The 19,856-nt window shown below is 50.7% G+C and carries 17 protein-coding genes and 1 pseudogene; 1 reads left to right on the top strand and 17 read right to left on the bottom strand.

The features are described 5' to 3' along the window. Positions 1–35: 35 nt before the first annotated feature. The 5 genes and pseudogenes from NEV57_RS06540 to NEV57_RS06560 all read right to left on the bottom strand — a co-directional run bounded on the left by NEV57_RS06540 (position 36) and on the right by NEV57_RS06560 (position 6,911). Positions 36–689: a hypothetical protein gene (locus NEV57_RS06540; RefSeq protein ID WP_257657498.1), complete on the bottom strand. Its 654-nt coding sequence runs from the start codon at positions 687–689 to the stop codon at positions 36–38. After that, entirely contained in the window at positions 686–1,255 is a 570-nt protein-coding gene (locus NEV57_RS06545) for an RNA polymerase sigma factor (RefSeq protein WP_257657499.1), read from the bottom strand. Before NEV57_RS06545 ends, NEV57_RS06540 begins: the two co-directional genes overlap by 4 nt. 89 nt (positions 1,256–1,344) lie before the next feature. Then, positions 1,345–3,125: pseudogene (locus NEV57_RS06550) on the bottom strand (acyl-CoA dehydrogenase FadE). 16 nt (positions 3,126–3,141) lie between these two features. Then, complete coding sequence (locus NEV57_RS06555) at positions 3,142–4,410, bottom strand: acetyl-CoA C-acyltransferase (protein ID WP_257657500.1); 1,269 nt, start codon at positions 4,408–4,410, stop codon at positions 3,142–3,144. Positions 4,411–4,436: 26 nt separating this feature from the next. Beyond that, positions 4,437–6,911 (bottom strand): 3-hydroxyacyl-CoA dehydrogenase/enoyl-CoA hydratase family protein, encoded by a 2,475-nt coding sequence (locus NEV57_RS06560; protein WP_257657501.1) that lies wholly within the window; start codon positions 6,909–6,911, stop codon positions 4,437–4,439. Positions 6,912–7,191: 280 nt separating this feature from the next. On the opposite strand from NEV57_RS06560, the gene NEV57_RS06565 reads away from it, so the two are divergent. Beyond that, the gene (locus NEV57_RS06565) at positions 7,192–8,157 is read left to right on the top strand and encodes an isopenicillin N synthase family dioxygenase (RefSeq protein ID WP_257657502.1); all 966 of its coding nucleotides are present in this window, start codon (positions 7,192–7,194) and stop codon (positions 8,155–8,157) included. 90 nt (positions 8,158–8,247) lie between these two features. On the opposite strand, the gene NEV57_RS06570 is transcribed toward NEV57_RS06565, so the two are convergent. The 12 genes from NEV57_RS06570 to NEV57_RS06625 form a co-directional block, all read right to left on the bottom strand. Continuing rightward, on the bottom strand, positions 8,248–8,517 hold the full coding sequence (locus NEV57_RS06570) for a hypothetical protein (protein WP_257657503.1): 270 nt from the start codon (positions 8,515–8,517) through the stop codon (positions 8,248–8,250). Positions 8,518–8,986: 469 nt separating this feature from the next. Then, positions 8,987–9,250: a hypothetical protein gene (locus tag NEV57_RS06575; RefSeq protein WP_257657504.1), complete on the bottom strand. Its 264-nt coding sequence runs from the start codon at positions 9,248–9,250 to the stop codon at positions 8,987–8,989. 81 nt (positions 9,251–9,331) lie between these two features. Further along, positions 9,332–10,024: a sulfite exporter TauE/SafE family protein gene (locus NEV57_RS06580; RefSeq protein WP_257657505.1), complete on the bottom strand. Its 693-nt coding sequence runs from the start codon at positions 10,022–10,024 to the stop codon at positions 9,332–9,334. Continuing rightward, complete coding sequence (locus NEV57_RS06585) at positions 10,021–10,449, bottom strand: FixH family protein (protein WP_257657506.1); 429 nt, start codon at positions 10,447–10,449, stop codon at positions 10,021–10,023. The genes NEV57_RS06580 and NEV57_RS06585 overlap by 4 nt, the downstream gene beginning before the upstream one ends. 28 nt (positions 10,450–10,477) lie before the next feature. Further along, positions 10,478–11,860: a cytochrome c oxidase accessory protein CcoG gene (gene ccoG, locus NEV57_RS06590; protein WP_257657507.1), complete on the bottom strand. Its 1,383-nt coding sequence runs from the start codon at positions 11,858–11,860 to the stop codon at positions 10,478–10,480. A gap of 9 nt (positions 11,861–11,869) precedes the next feature. Continuing rightward, a complete protein-coding gene (locus NEV57_RS06595) occupies positions 11,870–12,763 on the bottom strand; it encodes a cbb3-type cytochrome c oxidase N-terminal domain-containing protein (protein ID WP_257657508.1) in 894 nt (297 codons plus the stop codon). 3 nt (positions 12,764–12,766) lie between these two features. After that, the gene (locus tag NEV57_RS06600) at positions 12,767–12,958 is read right to left on the bottom strand and encodes a hypothetical protein (RefSeq protein WP_257657509.1); all 192 of its coding nucleotides are present in this window, start codon (positions 12,956–12,958) and stop codon (positions 12,767–12,769) included. Between the two features lie 33 nt (positions 12,959–12,991). Then, a complete protein-coding gene (gene ccoN / locus NEV57_RS06605; protein ID WP_257657510.1) occupies positions 12,992–15,121 on the bottom strand; it encodes a cytochrome-c oxidase, cbb3-type subunit I in 2,130 nt (709 codons plus the stop codon). Between the two features lie 241 nt (positions 15,122–15,362). Then, positions 15,363–15,581, bottom strand: coding sequence for a cbb3-type cytochrome oxidase assembly protein CcoS (gene ccoS, locus NEV57_RS06610; RefSeq protein WP_257657511.1), 219 nt, complete (start codon positions 15,579–15,581; stop codon positions 15,363–15,365). Positions 15,582–15,590: 9 nt separating this feature from the next. Further along, positions 15,591–17,987, bottom strand: coding sequence for a heavy metal translocating P-type ATPase (locus NEV57_RS06615; protein WP_257657512.1), 2,397 nt, complete (start codon positions 17,985–17,987; stop codon positions 15,591–15,593). Between the two features lie 5 nt (positions 17,988–17,992). Next, positions 17,993–19,360 carry an oxygen-independent coproporphyrinogen III oxidase gene (hemN, locus tag NEV57_RS06620; protein ID WP_257657513.1) on the bottom strand — a complete coding sequence of 456 codons (1,368 nt, stop codon included), beginning with the start codon at positions 19,358–19,360 and terminating at the stop codon, positions 17,993–17,995. Then, positions 19,360–19,830, bottom strand: a complete 471-nt coding sequence (locus tag NEV57_RS06625) for a Rossmann-fold NAD(P)-binding domain-containing protein (protein WP_257657514.1) — start codon at positions 19,828–19,830, stop codon at positions 19,360–19,362. The genes hemN and NEV57_RS06625 overlap by 1 nt, the downstream gene beginning before the upstream one ends. Positions 19,831–19,856: the final 26 nt, after the last annotated feature.

Here is a 19,856-nt window from a genome sequence, read left to right on the forward strand (position 1 = left end):
AGCGCGGGACGGGATAATGTTGAGGGGTTAATGTATCACTCAACGGAAATCGTCAGCTTCCCTTTTGTACCTTTCCATAACGGGCCCTCCTGCAACAGGCGTTGCACATTGGCCAATAATGATGCACTTGTCCCATCTAAGGTCCGGACGGCGGTCGGCTTACCCATGGGGTCGACATCAAACGTCACCACCAGTTTGCCAGCGATTGGCAGGTTACCTTTATTTTCGGCAAGATAAGTATTGAACTGTTCCCAGCCTGTTCCCGGATAGGCATCCAGCCCTTCGCCCATTACCGGTTCCGCATGGATTCCTGCAATCGTTTCGGGTACCGTAAGTTCAACCACCACCTCCTTTTCCGTAGGCGTCGTGTGGGTGGTGTGGCTGCGCATCCAAAGCAGGACGAGGACCAGTACCATCAACACACAGGCGGTAGCCGCCACGCCAAGCCGTTGCCAGCCAAAGTAAAAGGTATGCCGCTCTTGTTGCTGGCCTTCAATACGGGCCGCCAGCCGTTGCTGTAGCAGGCTAAGCCGGCCATGGTCTACCTTGTTCTGCAACCGATACCCTTCAATAGCATCATTAAGCAGCGGGTCTTCAAGGGCTTCCCGCTCCATTTGATGCATTTCCTCCCGGCTCAATGTGCCGTTGAGGTATTGCTGTATACGGATAATATGGTAATTGTCGTTCATGTCTGCTTTTTCTCCATACAAATCTTCAGGTTACGTTTGCCATTCTGGATATGGCTTTTCACCTTGTTCAGCTCGTAGCCGGTAAGCGCTGCAATTTCCTTATAGCATTTCTGTTCCAGGTAGAAAAGCGTAACGCACTGTTGCTGTTCATCGTTGAGTTCGGCGAGACAGGCCTCCATCCGCACGAGCTGCTCTTCAGGAACCTTATTTTCCTTATCGTATTGATGCAGAAATGCATCGCTTTCCACAAGGTATTCGTCAATAGCTACGTTTTTTATGCGGCTGGTTACCCGTAGATCCATCAGGCAATGATTACGCGCCAGGGTATACAGCCAGCTTTTGAAATGACTTACCTGATGTACCCGCAATTTATCGATGAGCGCTTCGAAAATCTGCATTACTGCATCTTCACTTTTCGCCTCATCCTTATAGTATTTTAAGCACACCCCATAAATAAGCGGCATATACGGCTCGTACAGCTTACCCAGTAATTGCAGGTCGCCCGTTTGCCTATATTCTGCCAGAAGTTGCTGTTCCGAGTGCACGGCTGGATTCCTTTTAGTCAAACATACAAAATAATCGGTTAGTCGCTACCGATTTTCCGCAATCCGTTACGGCCGGCACCATCGTAGCTGACTGCCGGCAGCGGGTATGGTTAAAAGCCGTATTTATTGGCTTCAATCAGGCGGCGGGCAACCTGCCGGCGGGCATTCTTGCTATTGAACGGCTCCACTTTAGTAAAGCGGCGCAAACCCATCAATAGCAAACGCAGTTCATCGCCCTCGGCAAATCCGAGCAAGGCCTCTTTACCCGCGAGGTAAATGCGATCAACGGCTGCATGCAGATAAATACGGGCCATCAATGCCTGGATACCGCCCGTGTCCCCTTCACCCTGCTGCTGCGCCAGCTTTTCAGCCCGGAGCAACGCCGATTCAGCGACGTAGACGTCGCCGACCATATCGGCCAGCAGCATCAGGATCTCCTGCTCCTGCGGAAGCGCAGCAGCTATTTTTTTCACCGCGGCCCCGGCGACCAGCAATACTGCCTTTTAAGGTTAACCAGCAGCTGCTTTTCACGGATAAACGGGGCGTCTTCGGAGATTCCCGAATCCGGAATGGCCATCAACTCATCGGCTACCGCCTGTGCAGGTCCCATGAGATCAAGTTCCCCTTTAAGGGCGCGCTTGAGCAGCATATCCACCATAAGCAGCCTGTTTACTTCATTCGTGCCTTCAAAAATACGGTTGATGCGCGCATCGCGATACGCCCGTTCCATGGGCGCATCAGCGGAATACCCCATTCCTCCGTATACCTGCACACCCTCATCCACCACATAGTCGAGCATTTCCGACCCCCATACCTTAAGGATAGCGCATTCGACAGCAAACCTTTCGGTTGCTTTCAGCTTCGCCTGTGCATCATCCATGCCTTCAGCAGACAGCGTTCCATAGGCATCGTCAATTTGCTGCCCGGCACGGTAGGCCGCGCTTTCCACGGCAAAGGTACGGACGGCCATTTCAGCAAGTTTATGCTGTATGGCACCGAATGTGGCAATCTGTACACCAAACTGCATCCGCTCATTGGCATAAGTAACCGCCTGGTCGATTACGCGCCGTGCTGCGCCGATGGCTGCGGCCGCGAGTTTGATACGGCCGATGTTAAGAATATTTACGGCTATGCGGAATCCGTTTCCCCGTTCGGACAACATGTTTTCAACAGGTACGGCGCAGTCATTAAAAAATAACTGCCGGGTCGACGAGCCTTTAATGCCCATTTTATGTTCTTCAGGGTTCATCGTGATCCCTCCGAATCCGCGTTCAACGATAAAAGCCGTCAGGTGTTGATCGTCATCAATTTTGGCGAACACAATAAACACATCGGCAAAACCACCGTTAGTGATCCACATTTTCTGGCCATTGATCAGATAGTGGGTCCCTTCCGCATTGCGTCTGGCGCTGGTACGGCCGGAGTTGGCATCCGATCCGGCATTTGGCTCCGTTAGGCAATATGCCGCCTTCCACTCACCTGTTGCCAGCCGGGGCAGGTACTTGCCTTTCTGTGCAGTACTGCCGTAATAGAGAATGGGCAATGTGCCGATGCCCGTATGTGCCGATAGTGCCACAGCGAAGGAGTGTCCAGCGCCGACAGCATCCGTTACCAGCATAGCCGTGTTGAAGTTTTTTCCAAAACCGCCATATTCCTCGGGAATGGACACACTGAGTAACCCCAATTCCCCCGCCTTATCCAGCAGGTGCTGCATCAAGCCCGCTTCCTGTGCGTCGATACGATCCAAGTTGGGGTAAACTTCCGTCTTAAGAAAATCTTCGCAGGTCTGACGAATCATCCGCTGCTCCTCATCAAACTCCTCGGGAATAAAGACCGACGTATAGGGCGTCTCGTTAATCAGAAAGGTGTCTCCTTGTGTGCTCGTATTCATGTTCACAGTGATAAGATTAAAGCATCTCAAAGATCCCGGCGGCACCCTGCCCGTTACCTACGCACATGGTTACCATACCGTATCGCTGGTTTCTGCGCTTCAGTTCATGGAAAAGCTGCACCGAAAGCTTAGCCCCCGAACAACCCAGCGGATGCCCAAGTGCGATGGCACCGCCGTTGACATTCAGGATTTCGGTATTAATCTTCAGTTCACGGATGACGGCCAATGACTGGGAGGCGAAGGCCTCATTGAGCTCAATGAGATTCATATCATCCAGTGTCATTCCGGCCATTTTCAGCGCCTTCGGAATGGCGTGAATGGGGCCGATACCCATAATCCGCGGCGGCACCCCTGCCACACCATAGGAAACCAGGCGGGCGATCGGACTGATATTCAATGATTTCAGTTTTTTCTCAGACACGACGAGCACAAATGCCGCACCGTCCGAAGTCTGCGACGAGTTTCCAGCTGTAACGCTTCCCCCTGCGGCAAACACAGGCTTCAATTTCGCCAAGGCCTCCAGACTCGTATCGGCACGAGGTCCTTCATCGGTATCCACCACATACTCGCGGGTTTTGATGCTGTTTCCACCTTTAGTCGGGTTTGCCCCACCACCCTGCTGCCCCGTATGCAAAGCCGCATCGAGGTAGTTTGATGCGTCCCACTGTCCCGCACCCACGGCCGCATCGAGGTAGTTTTCCCGAACGGTAATGGGCACCACTCCATCTTTAAGGTGGCCGTTTTTTATAGCCGCGATTGCCTTTTGGTGTGAGGCAAGGGCAAAAGCATCCTGATCTTCCCGGTTTACCCTGTATTCTTTGGCGACTGCCTCTGCGGTAAGCCCCATCCCCCAGTACCAGTCGGGGTGACGTTGGGCAACTTCGGGATTGGGCACCAGTTTCCAGCCACCGAATGGCATGCCCGACATGACTTCCACACCGCCGGCAATAATGGCATCGGCCATACCGGTCTTGATTTTGGCAACCGCAGTGGCAATCGTTTCCAGTCCGGAAGCGCAATACCGGTTTACGGTTACACCGGGTACCTTTTCGGTGTCAAGCCCCATAAGTGAGATCATCCGGCCGATATTGAGTCCCTGCTCCGCTTCAGGTGTGGCATTTCCCACAATCACGTCGTCGATTTCTTCTTTATCCAGGTTAGGTACCGACGCGATCAACTGTTTAACAACTTCGGCCGCCAGGTCGTCTGCCCGGGTAAAGCGGAACACCCCTCGCGGGGCTTTTCCAACCGCAGTCCGGAATCCGGCGATAATGTATGCTTCCATGTTTGTGTCTTTAATATTCAGCAAAACTAATTCCGTAAAGGTTTCCCCTTCGTTAACATGTGCTGGATACGCTCCAGCGTTTTCCGTTCACCACAGAGCGAGAGAAATGCCTCGCGCTCCAGGTCCAACAGGTACTGTTCCGACACCTGCGTCGGTGTGGAGAGATTACCTCCACACATCACCCAGCCGAGTTTTTCCGAAATTTTCTGGTCGTGTTCAGATATATAGTTGCCCGCGCGCATGGAGTTAGCACCCACATAGACAATACCCAGTCCCTGCTTACCCAGCACCGTAATATCCGCCCGTGGCGCGGGCTGGGTATAACCCGCTTCGGCCAACTCCACCGCTTTGGCTTTGGCGTCCGCAAGCAACCGGTTACGGTTCATGCTGACGGCATATTTGCCCGCCTGCAGGTATCCCAACTCAAAAGCCTCTGCCGCAGAAGTGGAGACCTTGGCCTGACCGATGGTAAGGAACCGCTCCCGCAACACCTGCTGTACAATCTGACCTTCCTTAAACTCGTCCGAAGCACGCAGGGCAAACTCTTTGGTACCTCCTCCCCCTGGAATCACCCCTACGCCAAATTCAACGAGCCCCATATAGGTTTCGGCATGGAGCTGTATAAAGTCCGCATGCATTGAAAATTCACATCCGCCCCCAAGTGCCAGATTAAACGGCGCTGCCACTACGGGAATAGCCGAATAGCGAAGGCGCATCGAAGTATCCTGAAAGGTTTTTATTGCGTTATTCAGGCCATCATAATCCTGCTCAACGGCCATCATGAATATCAAACCGATATTGGCACCGGCTGAGAAGTTTGCACCATCATTGCCGATAACCAATCCCCGGAAGTCCTTTTCGGCGATGTCAATGGCTTGGTGAAGCCCCTGGATGACATCGCTTCCTATGGTGTTCATCTTGGTGTGGAATTCCGCATTGAGAATACCTTCGCCGAGGTCGATAACGGTAAGCCCTTCATTTTTCCATACCGTGCGCTGCCCGCGGAGGTCATTTAGAATGATAAAGCTTTCGGCACCGGGTATGGGTTTGTATGATTTGCTTTGTGCATCATAATAATGGCGTACGCCATCTTTCACCTGATAAAACGACTCGTGGCCGCTATCCAGCATCTGCCTGACCCAGTCGGCCACTTCGCCGGAATGACCGGGTATCCGCCGCTCTTCCGCCCGGATTTTTTCCACCGTTTCCCTAACACCCAATGCGTCCCATATTTCAAAGGGGCCAAGCTCCCATCCAAACCCGGCACGCATGGCGTCATCGATGCGGAAAAACTCGTCAGTAATCTCCGGCACACGCCGCGAAACGTATTCAAATAACGGATAATGCATCGCCCGGAAGAGCGCGCCAGCCTTGTCCGTACCCTGTTCATAAACCTTCATCCGCTTACGGATATCGTCTATCGGTTTGGTAGCTTCCAGGGTAGCCGCGGTTACCTTTTCCTGCTTCCGGTATTCAAGCGTCCCAAGGTCAAGCGCCAGAATTTCACTGTTGCCCTTATCGTCTTTTATTTTTTTATAAAACCCCTGTTTTGCTTTTTCCCCCAGCCATTGCCGCTCCACCATCTGCCGGATATAGGACGGAAGGTTGAATATTTCTTTTGCCTCGTCATCCGGTGCATTTTCTGACAGGCCTTTCGCTACATTCACCAGTGTATCCAGTCCGACCACGTCGGCGGTACGGAAGGTGGCCGATTTCGGGTGCCCCATGGCCGGACCGGTAAATTTGTCGACATCCTCGACGGTCAGTTCCAGCTGCTCCACCAGGTGCGTAAGGGCCAGCATGGAATATACGCCGATCCGGTTGCCGATAAACGCCGGTGTATCTTTGCACAGCACCGTCGTTTTCCCCAAAAATTTATCACCATAGTGCATCAGGAAGTCTACTACCTCGGTTTTGGTTTCCGGGGTGGGGATGATTTCAAGCAGGTGCAGGTAACGTGGCGGATTGAAAAAATGCGTGCCGCAGAAATGTGCCTGAAAATCGGCGCTCCTTCCCGCTGCCATCAGGTGGATGGGTATCCCCGAAGTATTCGAGGTAATCAGCGTTCCTTCCGTCCGGTACTGTTCGACCCGATCCAGCAGCTGTTTCTTGATATCCAGCCGTTCCACAACGACTTCAATGACCCAATCGGCCAAGGCGATGGCTGCCATATCATCATCAAAATTCCCGGTCTGGATAAGACTGGCGGTATGCTTACTGAAAACGGGTGAGGGGTTGGTCCTGATTGCGGTTTCCAGGGATTGGTTTACCAAGCGGTTGCGTACGGTGCTGCTGTCCAGCGTCAGGCCCCTGGCTTGTTCTGCCGGCAGTAGTTCCCGGGGAACCATATCCAGCAGCAGTACCTGCACGCCTATATTGGCAAAATGGCAGGCAATGCGCGACCCCATTACCCCGGAGCCCAATACCGCCACTTTTTTGATGCGCCGCCCCGGCCCGTGCTCACCGCTGCCTTGCGTTAGTTTGATCCTTCTATTTACCATGGGATGATAACATTTCCGGGGACGAGATAACGAATTATTAAATGAGCCGCCCGCACCCCGCTGTGAATACCAAACTTAGACAAATTCGCCGTTATATGCAATATAAAAGGAATTTATCGGTCTCGCCGCCGCCATTGGAATCTAATTTTAATAGTGGAAATACATCAAACGGCCCGTACGCCCGCAAGAAACATCCGGACCGGGAAGGTTGTTTGTTTATCGCAGTGTCTATTTGTCGCAAACCAACGAATGCCTTATATTTACCTCAAAAAGTTGCACCATGTCTATCGTCACGATACCCCGGTTGGATCTGCTTGCTTATACACAAGGTTCAGCAGCACAGCGCCGTCAATTTTCACAGGATATAGGCTCCGCTTTTACCGGGACCGGCTTTGCCACGATTACCAATCACGGCATGGATAAGGCGTTAATCACCGAATTATATGAGGTGATACAGGCGTTCTTTGCTTTACCGGAAGAAAAAAAGCGGCAATACGAAGTCCCCGGACTCGCCGGGCAGCGGGGGTATACCTCAAAAGGCCGGGAAAAAGCCAAGGATGCCAACACACCGGATCTTAAGGAATTCTGGCAACGTGGGCAAACGCTCAGTGATGAAACGCTGTCCAAAGCCGATTATCCGGACAACGTTGCTGTCTCCGAAATTCCCCGCTTTGACACAGTAACGGGCACGATATACGGCAGGCTGGAAGCTATCGGACGAGAATTGCTTAAGGCCATTGCGGTTTACCTGAACCTGGACGAGGATTACTTTGAACCCAAAGTGCATCAGGGCAATTCCATTTTGCGTGCCATCCATTACTTCCCGATTGAAGAACCGGATCACCTTCCCGCGGACGCCGTACGTGCAGGTGCACATGAAGACATTAACCTGATTACCCTCCTTATCGGCGCCAGTGCTGACGGGCTGGAGGTACTCACCCGCAGAGGCACGTGGTATCCGGTGAAAGCACATGGTGAAGATATCGTCGTGAACGTTGGCGACATGCTGCAGCGGCTCACCAACAATAAACTGAAATCCACCACCCACCGTGTGGTAAATCCGCCCCGTGAGCTGATGAAGATGTCGCGCTACTCCGTCCCGTTTTTTCTGCATCCGCGGGCTTCCATGAGCCTGGCAGCGCTGCAGTCCTGTGTAGATGACCACCATCCGAACGCATATCCCGATACCACTGCAGGGGAATACCTTAACGAACGATTACGTGAGATTGGGCTAAAGTTGAACTGAGGAGGCTAATCGCTGTTCTCAAAAAAGGGGCCCCCATACACCGGGCGGTGTATCTGTTGGGGGCCACACATCTACCAAATTCAATATTTTTTAATTCGCTATTTTAATTATGGTATCCATAAAGCGGCGGATGCAGATTTCTCCGACAAACTTACCCTGAAACTGCTCCTGCACTTTATCAATGATTCCCTCCTTTAGCTCCTTCATATTATTTGCGAACGCAACCATGCCATAATTTCCTTCGATGGCTACCTTGGTTCTGTTTTTCCCTTCCATTACCACGAAAACAAATCTGTTCATTTTCAATAATGGTGCTGTGTCATTTCCTAATTCGTCGACTGAGTACCCAGCTTTCTTCATAAAATTTTTGTTTAATCGTATCCGGCTAGGTTAATACGACCTTTCCCCATTTCAGCACTGAAGCGGTATTCAGCTGCACCGATTACGGCATGGTTAAATACAGCTTAAATGCTTGTACCTTTATGCAAAGATGGAGAGCACCATGCAGAAAAATGTATACAATTATTGGGATGTTCAAGGTTCCTAATTATTTGAAACCTTAATTTTCAATGAATTAACAAAATAGCAGTAATTAACTGCCTGATTACACTGCCGGGGTTTGCTGCTTTGCGGTAAAGCAGCAACCAAATGAACAACAGCCATTACCCTTACACCCGCCCCCGCAGATCACACGGCAGATAGCCGTTCATAACACCAAAAAATATACGGAAAACTACCGATCAGCTGTTTCACAATAAAAGTCCAATAACACCGGGCGGTGCATTAGCCAGGGCTGCCTATCAATCAAAAGTTCACAGGTGCCTGCTTGTTATTTTTTCATGCTGATCAGCTCGTCGACATATTGGCGAATGCGGATTTTCCCGTGAAATGTACCGCCAAAATGTTCCTGTACCTTGCCGACAACCATACCCTGCAAATCGTCCATTTCCTCCATAAGGAAGACGATCCCATAACGGCCTTCGACGGCCACTTTGCCCCCGTCATGTGCATCCGTAATTACAAAAACCAATTCGGGAGGTTCAGTATCGGTTTCGGCTGTATGGTCTGGTACAGCATCTTTATTTTCACTCATCTCTTACCCGCTTGTTGAATAGATTGATGCGCAAAGTTAAGAAAAAGATGGTGTTGTTGTATTTGGATTTTTCCTGATTCCCTACTTACAGGTGATTGCTCCTTCCGGATAAATCAGCGGGCTCAGGTAAGGGATATCCAGGTTAGCCCCACGCAACAAAAACCAGCTCCCCATGACCAAAAACAGCAAGGGTAACCACTTTGCTATGTTCAGACGGAACTTCCATTTCAGGCCTGCTCCTGCGATCGAGACCCCGATCATAGCGGGCAATGTGCCCAAGCCAAAGGCCATCATAAAAATAGCGCTGCTCATAATGGAATCAGCACTCAGTGAAGCGGCCAGTGCCATGTACACCATACCGCACGGAAGCAGTCCGTTCAGTATTCCGGCTATAAAACTACCCCCCGGGCGGTATAACCAATGGCCCATCAGGCGGGCTATTGGGGCAACAAGCTGTTGTTGCCTGCGGCTAAATGAGGGGGTATATTTCCCGAACAAATTAAATAACCCCATACCCACAAGCAGTACCCCGGTCCCTAATGTCATTGCCTGCTGCCACCCTTTGATGGAACCGGCGTGGCCGATCAGTCCGACTAAGAGTCCCAACAGCCCATACGTGAGTACCCGTCCCGCCTGATAGCGTAATCGGTTAAGCCATACCCCCCCTATGGATTTATTCAGGGTGGGCAGTGCCAGTACCAGCGGTCCGCACATGGCGACGCAGTGCAGGCTACCGAAAAAGCCCATAAAGAAAGCCAGCTGTTGATAACTCATTTACTTAAAAATAACTGTTTTTCAAATTGATATGGGATACCCGCAGCCTCCCATTCCAGCTGAAGTTCCCACGCACCGCGGCTGAAGGCTTGCATCGGTAGCCGAAAAAGCCGATCCGCAAAATCAAAGGGAATCACGACGTCCTGTGCCTGGTCCGAGGGCCGCCGCAGCAACAATTGCCCTTTATTTCCCGGCTGTACAAACTGGATTGTCAATGTATCCGCAGCAATGGTTATGCGTGGCAACGCCTCGTGCTGCCGTACGTTTTGCCTACGGCGATAGACCTTATCATACTGCAGTCCCTGTTCGTAGTAATCGCCTATCTCCAGGGTATCCGTATCATTGCTGACCATGTATACACCAAAAGACACGATGACTGCAATAAACAGTGCCAGTGTGATTACAATTTTTACCCCCCAGTTCATATTACTTTCCGTTATGATACCCATTTAGTTACTGTGGTGTCCAGCTTGCCCCACCCGGTGGCGCCACAAAAGTGGTTTTCAGCGTCTCCACAATTTTCCCATTTACTTCCACATTGATCCTTACATTGGTTTTGTAGGTTTGTATAGCCTGCTGGTCGCTGATCAGGAAAAAACTCACCTGCGCGGCGGCGCCCCGTTTCAAGGTATCAATGTGATTGATCGTTTTAATGGCAAAGCGTTGGCTTTCGGGCACCAGCTGAATGGGCAGATCGCCGTTAGTTTTGTTAATCAGCTCCACACTATAAAGGTTGCTGATGGTGCCATTGGGATGTTTCTGGTAACTACTTCCCTTGGCACGAAGCAATGTACCGTCTATGGCCGTACGGCTAAAGATAAGCCACCCAAATACGATCAGCAAAAACGACAGGACCAGGGTATAGGCAATGGCCCGGGTATTGCCTTTCTTTTTTGAACCGCCGAGTTCCATGGCGGAATAGAACCCAATAAGCCGCTTGGGCCTATCCAGCTTTTCCATTACGGCATCGCAGGCGTCGATACAAGCGGTACAATTAACGCACTCCATCTGGATACCGTTACGGATATCGATGCCGGTTGGACATACCTGTACACAGAGGTTACAGTCTACGCAGTCGCCCTGTTCCTCTTCCGCGCCCTTTTTCCGGTGTCCACGGGGTTCCCCACGGTTAACATCATAAGCAATGGTAATACTCTGGTCGTCCAGCAGCACACCCTGTAACCTTCCGTATGGACAGATCGTAGTACATACGATCTCCCGCACATACGCAAATACACCATAAAAGACCAGCGTAAACAACAAGATGGCGATGAGCCCGCCCAGGTGCTGGCTTACGGGGTCGGTCATGATTTTCCACAGGGCATCAACTCCAATAATATAGGCAAGAAAAATATTGGATATCAGGAACGATATACCGAAGAAAATAGTATGTTTAAGTCCCTTTTTCAGTTGTTTTTGCAGCGTATTGGGCCTTTCGTTCAATTTACGTTGCTGTTGCCAGTCACCTTCAATCCAATATTCGATCCGGCGGAATACCAACTCCATAAAAATCGTCTGTGGACATGCCCATCCACACCATATGCGGCCATACACCACGGTAAACAATACGACACATACCATGGCGATTAACATACCGAATACGAATATGTGCAGGTCCTGTGGCCAAAATACGCTGCCAAACAGCACGAATTTACGATCAATAATGTTGAACATCAGGAATGGCTCCCCGTTGATCTTGACAAACGGTGCTGCAAAAAGGAAAAAGAGCAGGGTATAACCAAACCATTGGCGGTAGTTAAACAGTTTACCACCTGGTTTTTTGGCATAGATCCACTGCCTTTTGGATTTTGTTCCCGGAATGGTAGTTGCTCCCATACGATTTGCTTAAATTGCCGTTTCTTCCCCCGCGGCCGGTGCCGTTTCCCCTTCCTCCAACTGCCCCTGTGGTGCTTTCGCATTTGGCGGGTTTGTTCCCTGTAAGGAAAGGATATAATTGCTTACTTCTGCAATCTGTCCGGGAGTAAGGTTCTGTTCCCAGGGCACCATGCCCTTGTCGAGCACCCCATATTTGACAACTTTGAATATCGATTTAATGTCTCCTCCATGGAGCCAGTATTGGTCGGTCAGGTTAGGGCCTATCCCGCCCTCCCCGGAACCACCATGGCACGCTGCACAGTTCTGGGTAAAGACCGCCTGGCCGGAAGCAAGCACTTCAGGCGTCCCATTCAGCTCCACATTATTTTCATCGACATTATTAGCCGACTGCGCGAGCCATTCCTGGCGGGCCACTTCAGCGAGCGCCATCTCCCGCTCATACTCCTGATCCTGGTTAAGACCCCAGCCGAAGACATGATACACGCATAGGTAAATAACAGCAAAAGCCATAGATCCATAGAAAAGCGCGTTAAACCAAGCAGGCACAGGGTTGTCAAGTTCCTTAATGTCGTCATACGAATGGTCGATAACCAGCTCCTCCTCTTCGGCAATCGGCCGCAGCCCCATCAGCTTATTCCACCGGGTTATACGGCGTGTCCTGCGATCGGCCTTTGCTGCTGACACGGCCGCCTTTTCGTCTTCCAGCAATTGTGGCATGGTCATCTTGATCATCGTCTGCATGGCCTTAAGCACGACTGCGGCGGCTACCAGGATAACGACCATGACCACAACCAGTGCGATCATGAGTAAATCATTGCTGCTGTTTCCACTGTTGAACGTGTGAGATGCGGTTTCCGCGACATCTGACGCGACGGCAAGTTGCATGAATATCATCGTTTTCATGGATTATTCCTGTTTGTTTAGTTTAGACATATCCTGTTCATCGTCATCAATAGGCATATCCTTCATGTAGTCAATGTAATCTTTCCGCATGCGGAACAGCATCAGGCCAACGACAATGAAAAAGAGGAGAAAAATCCAGAGTGAAGCGATCAAGTACCATTCGTTTCCGTTTAAATCCGTTATTTGCTTAAACATAATCTCGTTTTTTTGTTAATATCTGCTGACTCATCACTCCATGGAAGCCATTGGTGTTTCCTGCGCTTTGATATCGGTACCCAGTCGCTGTAAGTAGGCAATCATGGCAACAATTTCTGTGTCCGGACGAATCTGCACGTCGTTTTCTGCCAGATCGTCTGCAATTGCCTGGGCCTGCCTTTTCAGATCATCGAGCGCTGCGCTGACGTATTCATCTGAATAGGGTACTCCCAGCAGACGCATCGCATTGAGTTTAGCCACTGTGGTACTGATATCCAGTGTTTGCTCGATCAGCCAGGGGTAGGCCGGCATAATGCTTCCCGGCGAAGTAATCGTCGGATCAAGCAGGTGGTCGAAATGCCATTTATTCGGATATTTCATTCCGATGCGGTGCAGATCCGGCCCTGTACGCTTAGACCCCCAGAGGAAGGGGTGGTCATATACAAACTCACCGGCCTTACTGTATTCGCCATAACGGGCAGTTTCTGAACGGAAGGGGCGTACCGTCTGCGTATGGCAGTTGACGCACCCTTCACGGATATACAGGTCGCGCCCCTGCAGCTCCAGCGCCGTATAGGGCTGTACGCTGGTAATGGTAGGCACGTTGGACGAGATCATAAAGGTCGGCATCATCTGTACCATCCCACCGATCAGGATCACGATCAGTGCAAGGACCATAAACAACACCGGTTTGCGTTCCAGCCGGCGATGCCTGGACCGTTCATTGACCAGTACAGGCGTTAATTCGGGGGCCTCCGCAGGTTCATTGGCCAGCAACCGGCCTTGTTTCATTGTTTTTACCAGGTTATATGTCATTAAAATGGCACCGCTCAGGTATAATGCGCCGCCAATGGCCCGCAGCATATGCATCGGAATAATCTGAAGTGTTGTCGCCAGGAAATTAGGATACTTTAACACTCCCTCCGGTGTAAACTCTTTCCACATGAGGCCCTGCACCACAGCTGCCCAGTACATCGGAATCGCATAAAAGAGGATGCCCAATGTGCCAATCCAGAAATGGACCGAAGCAAGTTTCTTGGAGTACAGCTCGGTTTTGTAGATCCGGGGGATTAGCCAGTAGAGAATGGCGAATGTCATAAACCCATTCCATCCCAATGCACCCACGTGCACGTGCGCTACAATCCAGTCGGTGAAGTGCGCGATCGCATTCACCTGTTTCAACGAAAGCATCGGGCCTTCGAACGTAGCCATGCCATATGCGGTAAGCGCCACCACCATGAATTTAAGGATGGGTTCCGTACGCACCTTATCCCATGCACCGCGCAGGGTAAGCAGCCCGTTGATCATGCCTCCCCAGCTTGGCGCAATGAGCATAATGGAAAATGCTACGCCGAGCGACTGCACCCATCCGGGTAACGATGTGTACAACAGGTGGTGCGGACCGGCCCAGATGTAAATGAAGATCAATGACCAGAAATGGAGAATACTCAGCTTATAGGAGTAAATAGGCCGATTGGCCATTTTGGGCAAGAAATAATACATCATGCCTAAATAGGGGGTAGTGAGGAAAAACGCCACCGCATTGTGACCATACCACCACTGTACCAGGGCGTCCTGTACACCCGCATATAAGTAGTAACTCTTCCACATGGAAACCGGCAGCTGTACCGAGTTGACGATGTGCAGTACTGCCACCGTGACAAACGTGGCAATGTAGAACCAGATGGCCACATACATGTGCCGCTCCCGCCGTTTAATGATGGTACCGAACATATTAATACCAAACACAACCCAGATGATGGTAATACCAATATCGATCGGGAGTTCCAGCTCGGCATATTCATGGGAGGTTGTGATGCCAAGCGGCAGGGTAATGGCCGCTGCCAGAATAATGAGCTGCCATCCCCAAAAGTGTACCCTGCTCAGCAAATCACTGTACATACGAGCCTTAAGAAGGCGTTGCAGTGAATAATAAGCGCCCATAAATATCGCGTTACCCACGAAAGCGAAAATGACCGCGTTGGTATGCAATGGCCGTACCCTTCCGAAGGTCGTGTACTGAAGGTTGAAATTCATAAACGGCCAAACGAGTTGTACGGCAACCAATAGGCCCACGGTCATGCCCACTATGCCCCAAACAATAGTGGCGATGCCAAAATCCCTGACGATTTTGTTGTCGTAATTAAATTTAGTTAGCTGCATGCTGTATTTGTTTTACGGCGGTAAAATTACCGTTACGGCCGGGGTGGGCGAGTGACATTGATTGGCTTTAAAAGTAATCGTGATCACAATTTTTGGGGTTCAAAATTGCTTCAACTGGCGCACCTGTACAGGTATCGGCGCTTATCAGCCTATTCAGGAAGAAACAGTGAAATACGCACCGCGCAAACGGTAACGGACAACACCTACCGTGATAAACAGACACACCGCAATTGCCCTTCCGTCAGCTACGTGTTTGCTCCCGAGCGGCCGGTGCTGATTGCCGGTGTTCATTGCTTGGTCCGCAGTCCGTATCCTGAGCTACCTCGTCGTCAAACAATATTCTTACTGATGGCGTATACGTATCTTCATGCTGACCGGTTTTATTTGCCCAGAAGAAGGCCGCCAAAAAAATCAGTGCGATAAATACGCTACAACCGATGAGGAAGAAAATAGCACTCATAAAAACAGATCAGTTTAATTGACGCTTAACTGCATAGCAATGTGTCGCAATCGTGGTAAATCCAATGATGGTTACCGTGCTCAACGGCATCAGGACAGCCGCAAATAGCGGCGACATGGTGCCTAGCACGGCAAAGCTGAGCCCGACTACATTATAACTGAGCGAAATGCCAAAGCTGCAGTGAATGATCCTGACCGCATCTTTGGCAAACTGGAAAAACCGCGGCAATTTAATAAACGAACGACCATCAAGTATGGCATCACAACCCGGCGAGAAATTATTAATATCGTCACTCACCGCGATACCGAAATCTGCCTGTTTAAGTGCCCCCGCATCGTTCAACCCGTCGCCCAGCATACAAACCTGTTTGGTTCGCTGCTGCAGCTGCTGGATGTAATTTCGTTTTTCATCGGGCATCTGGTTAAATAGCAGTGTAGCACCCGGGGGAAAAAGCCGCTGGAGTACCGGCAGGCTCCGGTCACGGTCGCCCGAAACCAGGTGCAACGAATAATCCGGCTGGAATTCGGTCAGCATATCGGTAAGCCCCTCCCGCCAGGGCTGATCGACGCTGAAGAAACCTTTCACAACACCATTAATGGCGACAAAGACCTGACTGCCTGTTACCGTATCCGGCCGTAGCGACGCCCCAACAAAATCGGCACTGCCGATGCGGAGTGAGTCACCGCCGAGTCGTGCCATCATCCCTTTCCCGGCCTGCTCGCTGTAGGCCGAGACCGGCTTAAACTCAATAACGCGCAGCCACTTTACAATCTCACGGCTCAGCGGGTGTACGGAGTTACGGCAAACCGATGCCACCATGCCCCGCTCATCCGTGGTCAGCTCCCCGTTAAACCGCATCGCTGCAGCTGCCGGCGACGAAATCGTGCCCGTTTTGTCAAAGACGAGGGTATCGACAGCGGCCATCCGCTCAATCATGCCGGTACTTTTTACATAGTATCTATTTTTATCAAAAATACTCAGTGCAGCGGAAAGTGTAAATGGACTGCTTAACGCCAGCGCACAGGGGCATGCAATAATAAGGACAGCCGTAAAGGCTCCCCATGCCCGGCCACTATCTCCCTGGTACAGCCAAAAAGCAGCGGCTATCACCGCAATAAAGATTAAAACAGGTGTAAAATACCGACTTACCGTATTGCTAAAGGTGTGAAACTCCTTTTCCGTCACATCACCGCTATTATTCCACAACCGCGTCAAATAGCTTTGCGATACCGGTTTGGTTATTTCCAGCTCAATGGCATCCGCAGTCTGCCGGCCCCCGGCATAAATCACGTCTCCCTGTGTTTTCTGGACGGGTTCAGATTCTCCGGTAACAAAACTGAAGTCCAAAGCGGCATGTCCTTTAAGCAGGATCGCATCCGCCGGAATAATTTCGTTATTACGAATCAGAATCCGGTCGCCTACCTGTAAATCGGCAATGGGTACAGGCCGTTCGGTTTGACCGGTTATGCGGGTAACGGCCACCGGGAAATAAGAACGGTAATCGCGTTCAAACGAAATGTGGTGGTACGTACGCGCCTGCACCCAACGGCCCACAAGAATAAAAAAGACCAGTCCGCATAATGTATCTGCGAATCCGGGACCACTGCCACTCAGCACTTCCGAAGCCGTCCGGATGAACAGCACTGCAATCCCGAGGGCCAGCGGCACGTCGAGATTGAGCTGTCGCTGCTGTAGACTCTGCCAGGCCGACCGGAAATACCCCCGGGCACTGTACAGGAGTACTGGCAGGCAAAATGCCAGATTCATCCATCCAAAAAAAACCGCGTATTTAACTTCAAAGGATGCCATTCCGAAATATTCCGGGAAACTGAGCATCATCGAATTGCCGAAGCAGAAGCCAGCAACTGCAATTTTAGCAACTAAACTGTGCTGATCCAATTTTTTTCCGGCTTTTACGACATCCTGCAACGTGATTTTAGGCTCGTATCCGATTCGGGTCAACAGCGCAACCAGCTGTCGGAGGGACAGCTGCTCCTGTTGAAAAGTGATGCTGACCTGTTTCTTCATAAAATCACTTTGTGATGAAACAATACTCGGGTGAAGCTTATAAAGGTGTTCGAGTAGCCAGATGCACGAGCTGCAATGGATGGCCGGCACATAAAATGTAACGACGGTAACCGTTTCGTTTTTAAAATCGATCAGTGTATCGGCTATGGCCGGTTCATCCAGGTAGTCAGACCTGGAGGCTTGCCCCCGCTGCGAGCTGCCGGGATGTGTATTGTACCGGTAGTAGTGCTGCAGGTTGTGGCTATGCAGCACTTCATATACCGTTTTACAGCCTAAACAACAGAAGTAATGTCCATCCTGCCGATAGTCTTCGGTATAGGCATGATCACCGCAATGGTAACAGGTCAATGCCGTAGCTGTATTTACCGTCGTACTCATAGGATTCAAATGGACTGACTGAATAAGCCACTTTTATTCCCTCCCAAGGCAAGCCGCTGATCGAACGCCGTGCAAATATTCCGCAGGAAGGAGCGCCCGGTCGCTGTCACCTGGATTTCCGGGCCATGAATGGTAATCAAACCATCGTCCTGCATTGGGCGGAGCCGCCTCATGACATCGGCATCAGGTGCGACCGGATTCCCGAGTACCGTTAGCCCCCTGCACATGATATCCAATATATGGCGGCGCAGTACCAGGTCCTCCACGGTAAGTACGTGTCCCTTTATCAATGGAAATTTGCCTTCCTGTATATACGCGTAATATGTTTCCAGTTTTTTTACGTTTTGGGCGAAGGAAAACCAGGCATCACTGATGGAAGATACACCAAGTCCGATCAGCAAAGGAGTATAACGTTCAGTATATCCCATGAAATTGCGGTGCAGATTGCCTGCCGCGGCAGATTTAAAAAGTCCGTCACCTGCCAATGCAAAATGATCCATACCCACATCGTGGTATCCGGCGTCAAGAATGAGCTGCCTGCCGAGCTGATAGAGCGCAAGCTTATCGTTTCCACGGGGCAGATCGCTTTCTGTAAACAGCCGCTGCCCGGGCTTCATCCAGGGCACATGCGCGTAGCTGTAAAAAGAAATTCGGTCGGGCTTCATGACCAGCACTTTGGCTACGGTGTGTGATATCCGGTCGAGCGTCTGTAAAGGCAGGCCGTAGATCAGGTCAAAGTTGATGGAGCTGTAGCCGATGCCCCTGGCCTGTTCTATTACACGCCAGACATCCGCTTCCGTCTGCCGGCGGTTAATTACCCGTTGCACATCGGGATCAAAATCCTGTATCCCCAGACTGAGTCTGCGGAAGCCAACATCATATAACACCTGTAAATGCATTTCGGTTGTATTGGCCGGATGCGCTTCAAAGGAGAACGAAGCTTCATCAGTAACCCGGTTGCCATCCAGCAGGCCATTGATCAGCCTTTGGAGCTGGTGGGGATTAAAAAAAGTGGGGGTACCTCCTCCCAGATGCAGTTCGCTGATCGGAATGGCACTTCCGAGTACCTGCTTGTAAAGTTGCCATTCACGGAGCACCGCCGTAATGTATGGATCTTCCAGCTTATGGTTCTTTGTGATGTGCGTGTTGCACCCACAGTAGGTACACAGGTGCTCACAAAAGGGCAGGTGCACGTATAAACTGATACCCTGACCATTCAGACCGGACGACTGGAAAAAAGTCGACTGGACATGATTAATCCACTGTTCGGTATTCCAGGTTTCGGTCTCCCAGTAAGGAACCGTCGGGTAACTGGTGTAGCGCGGAGCCGCTACATTATATTTCTGTACCAGTTCGTTAAAGTCCCGCTCCATCACCGCACCGTTCGATTGGCCGTTACCTGTGTGTCCGTTTGCTCTGTTTCCTTAGTTGGTTTTAGGGCACAGACTTTCTGGCAGCAGCATGCCGCACCTACACATTTCCCGCTTTCCCATAGGTTTAGGTGACGGATGACCTGTTCTGCAATACCCTTTATGGCTAACATGTCTTCCCGGGGGATATTGGCAACTTTAAATGCCATTGCAGTAGCCGTTTTCAAATCGATATGAGTAGTAATATTTGAACGGGTGATGATCTTGTTAACCCCCATGCTTTTCAGCTGCCAGAGCATTTCCTGGTCAAGGATATCGTACGTGGAAACAATGACAACATTTTTCCCCTGGGCATAAACCACCGTACTGGCATTTAGCTCATTGGAGATCAGCGTTAAATCATGCTTTTTTGCATTGGCACGGGCTAAAGCTTCCTTTTCCTGTAATTTGATATTATATGCAATTGCTTTCATTGTACGCTCTGGTTTGGACTTTACTA

It is taken from the genome of Parapedobacter lycopersici (assembly GCF_024643285.1).
GTDB lineage: Bacteria > Bacteroidota > Bacteroidia > Sphingobacteriales > Sphingobacteriaceae > Parapedobacter > Parapedobacter lycopersici.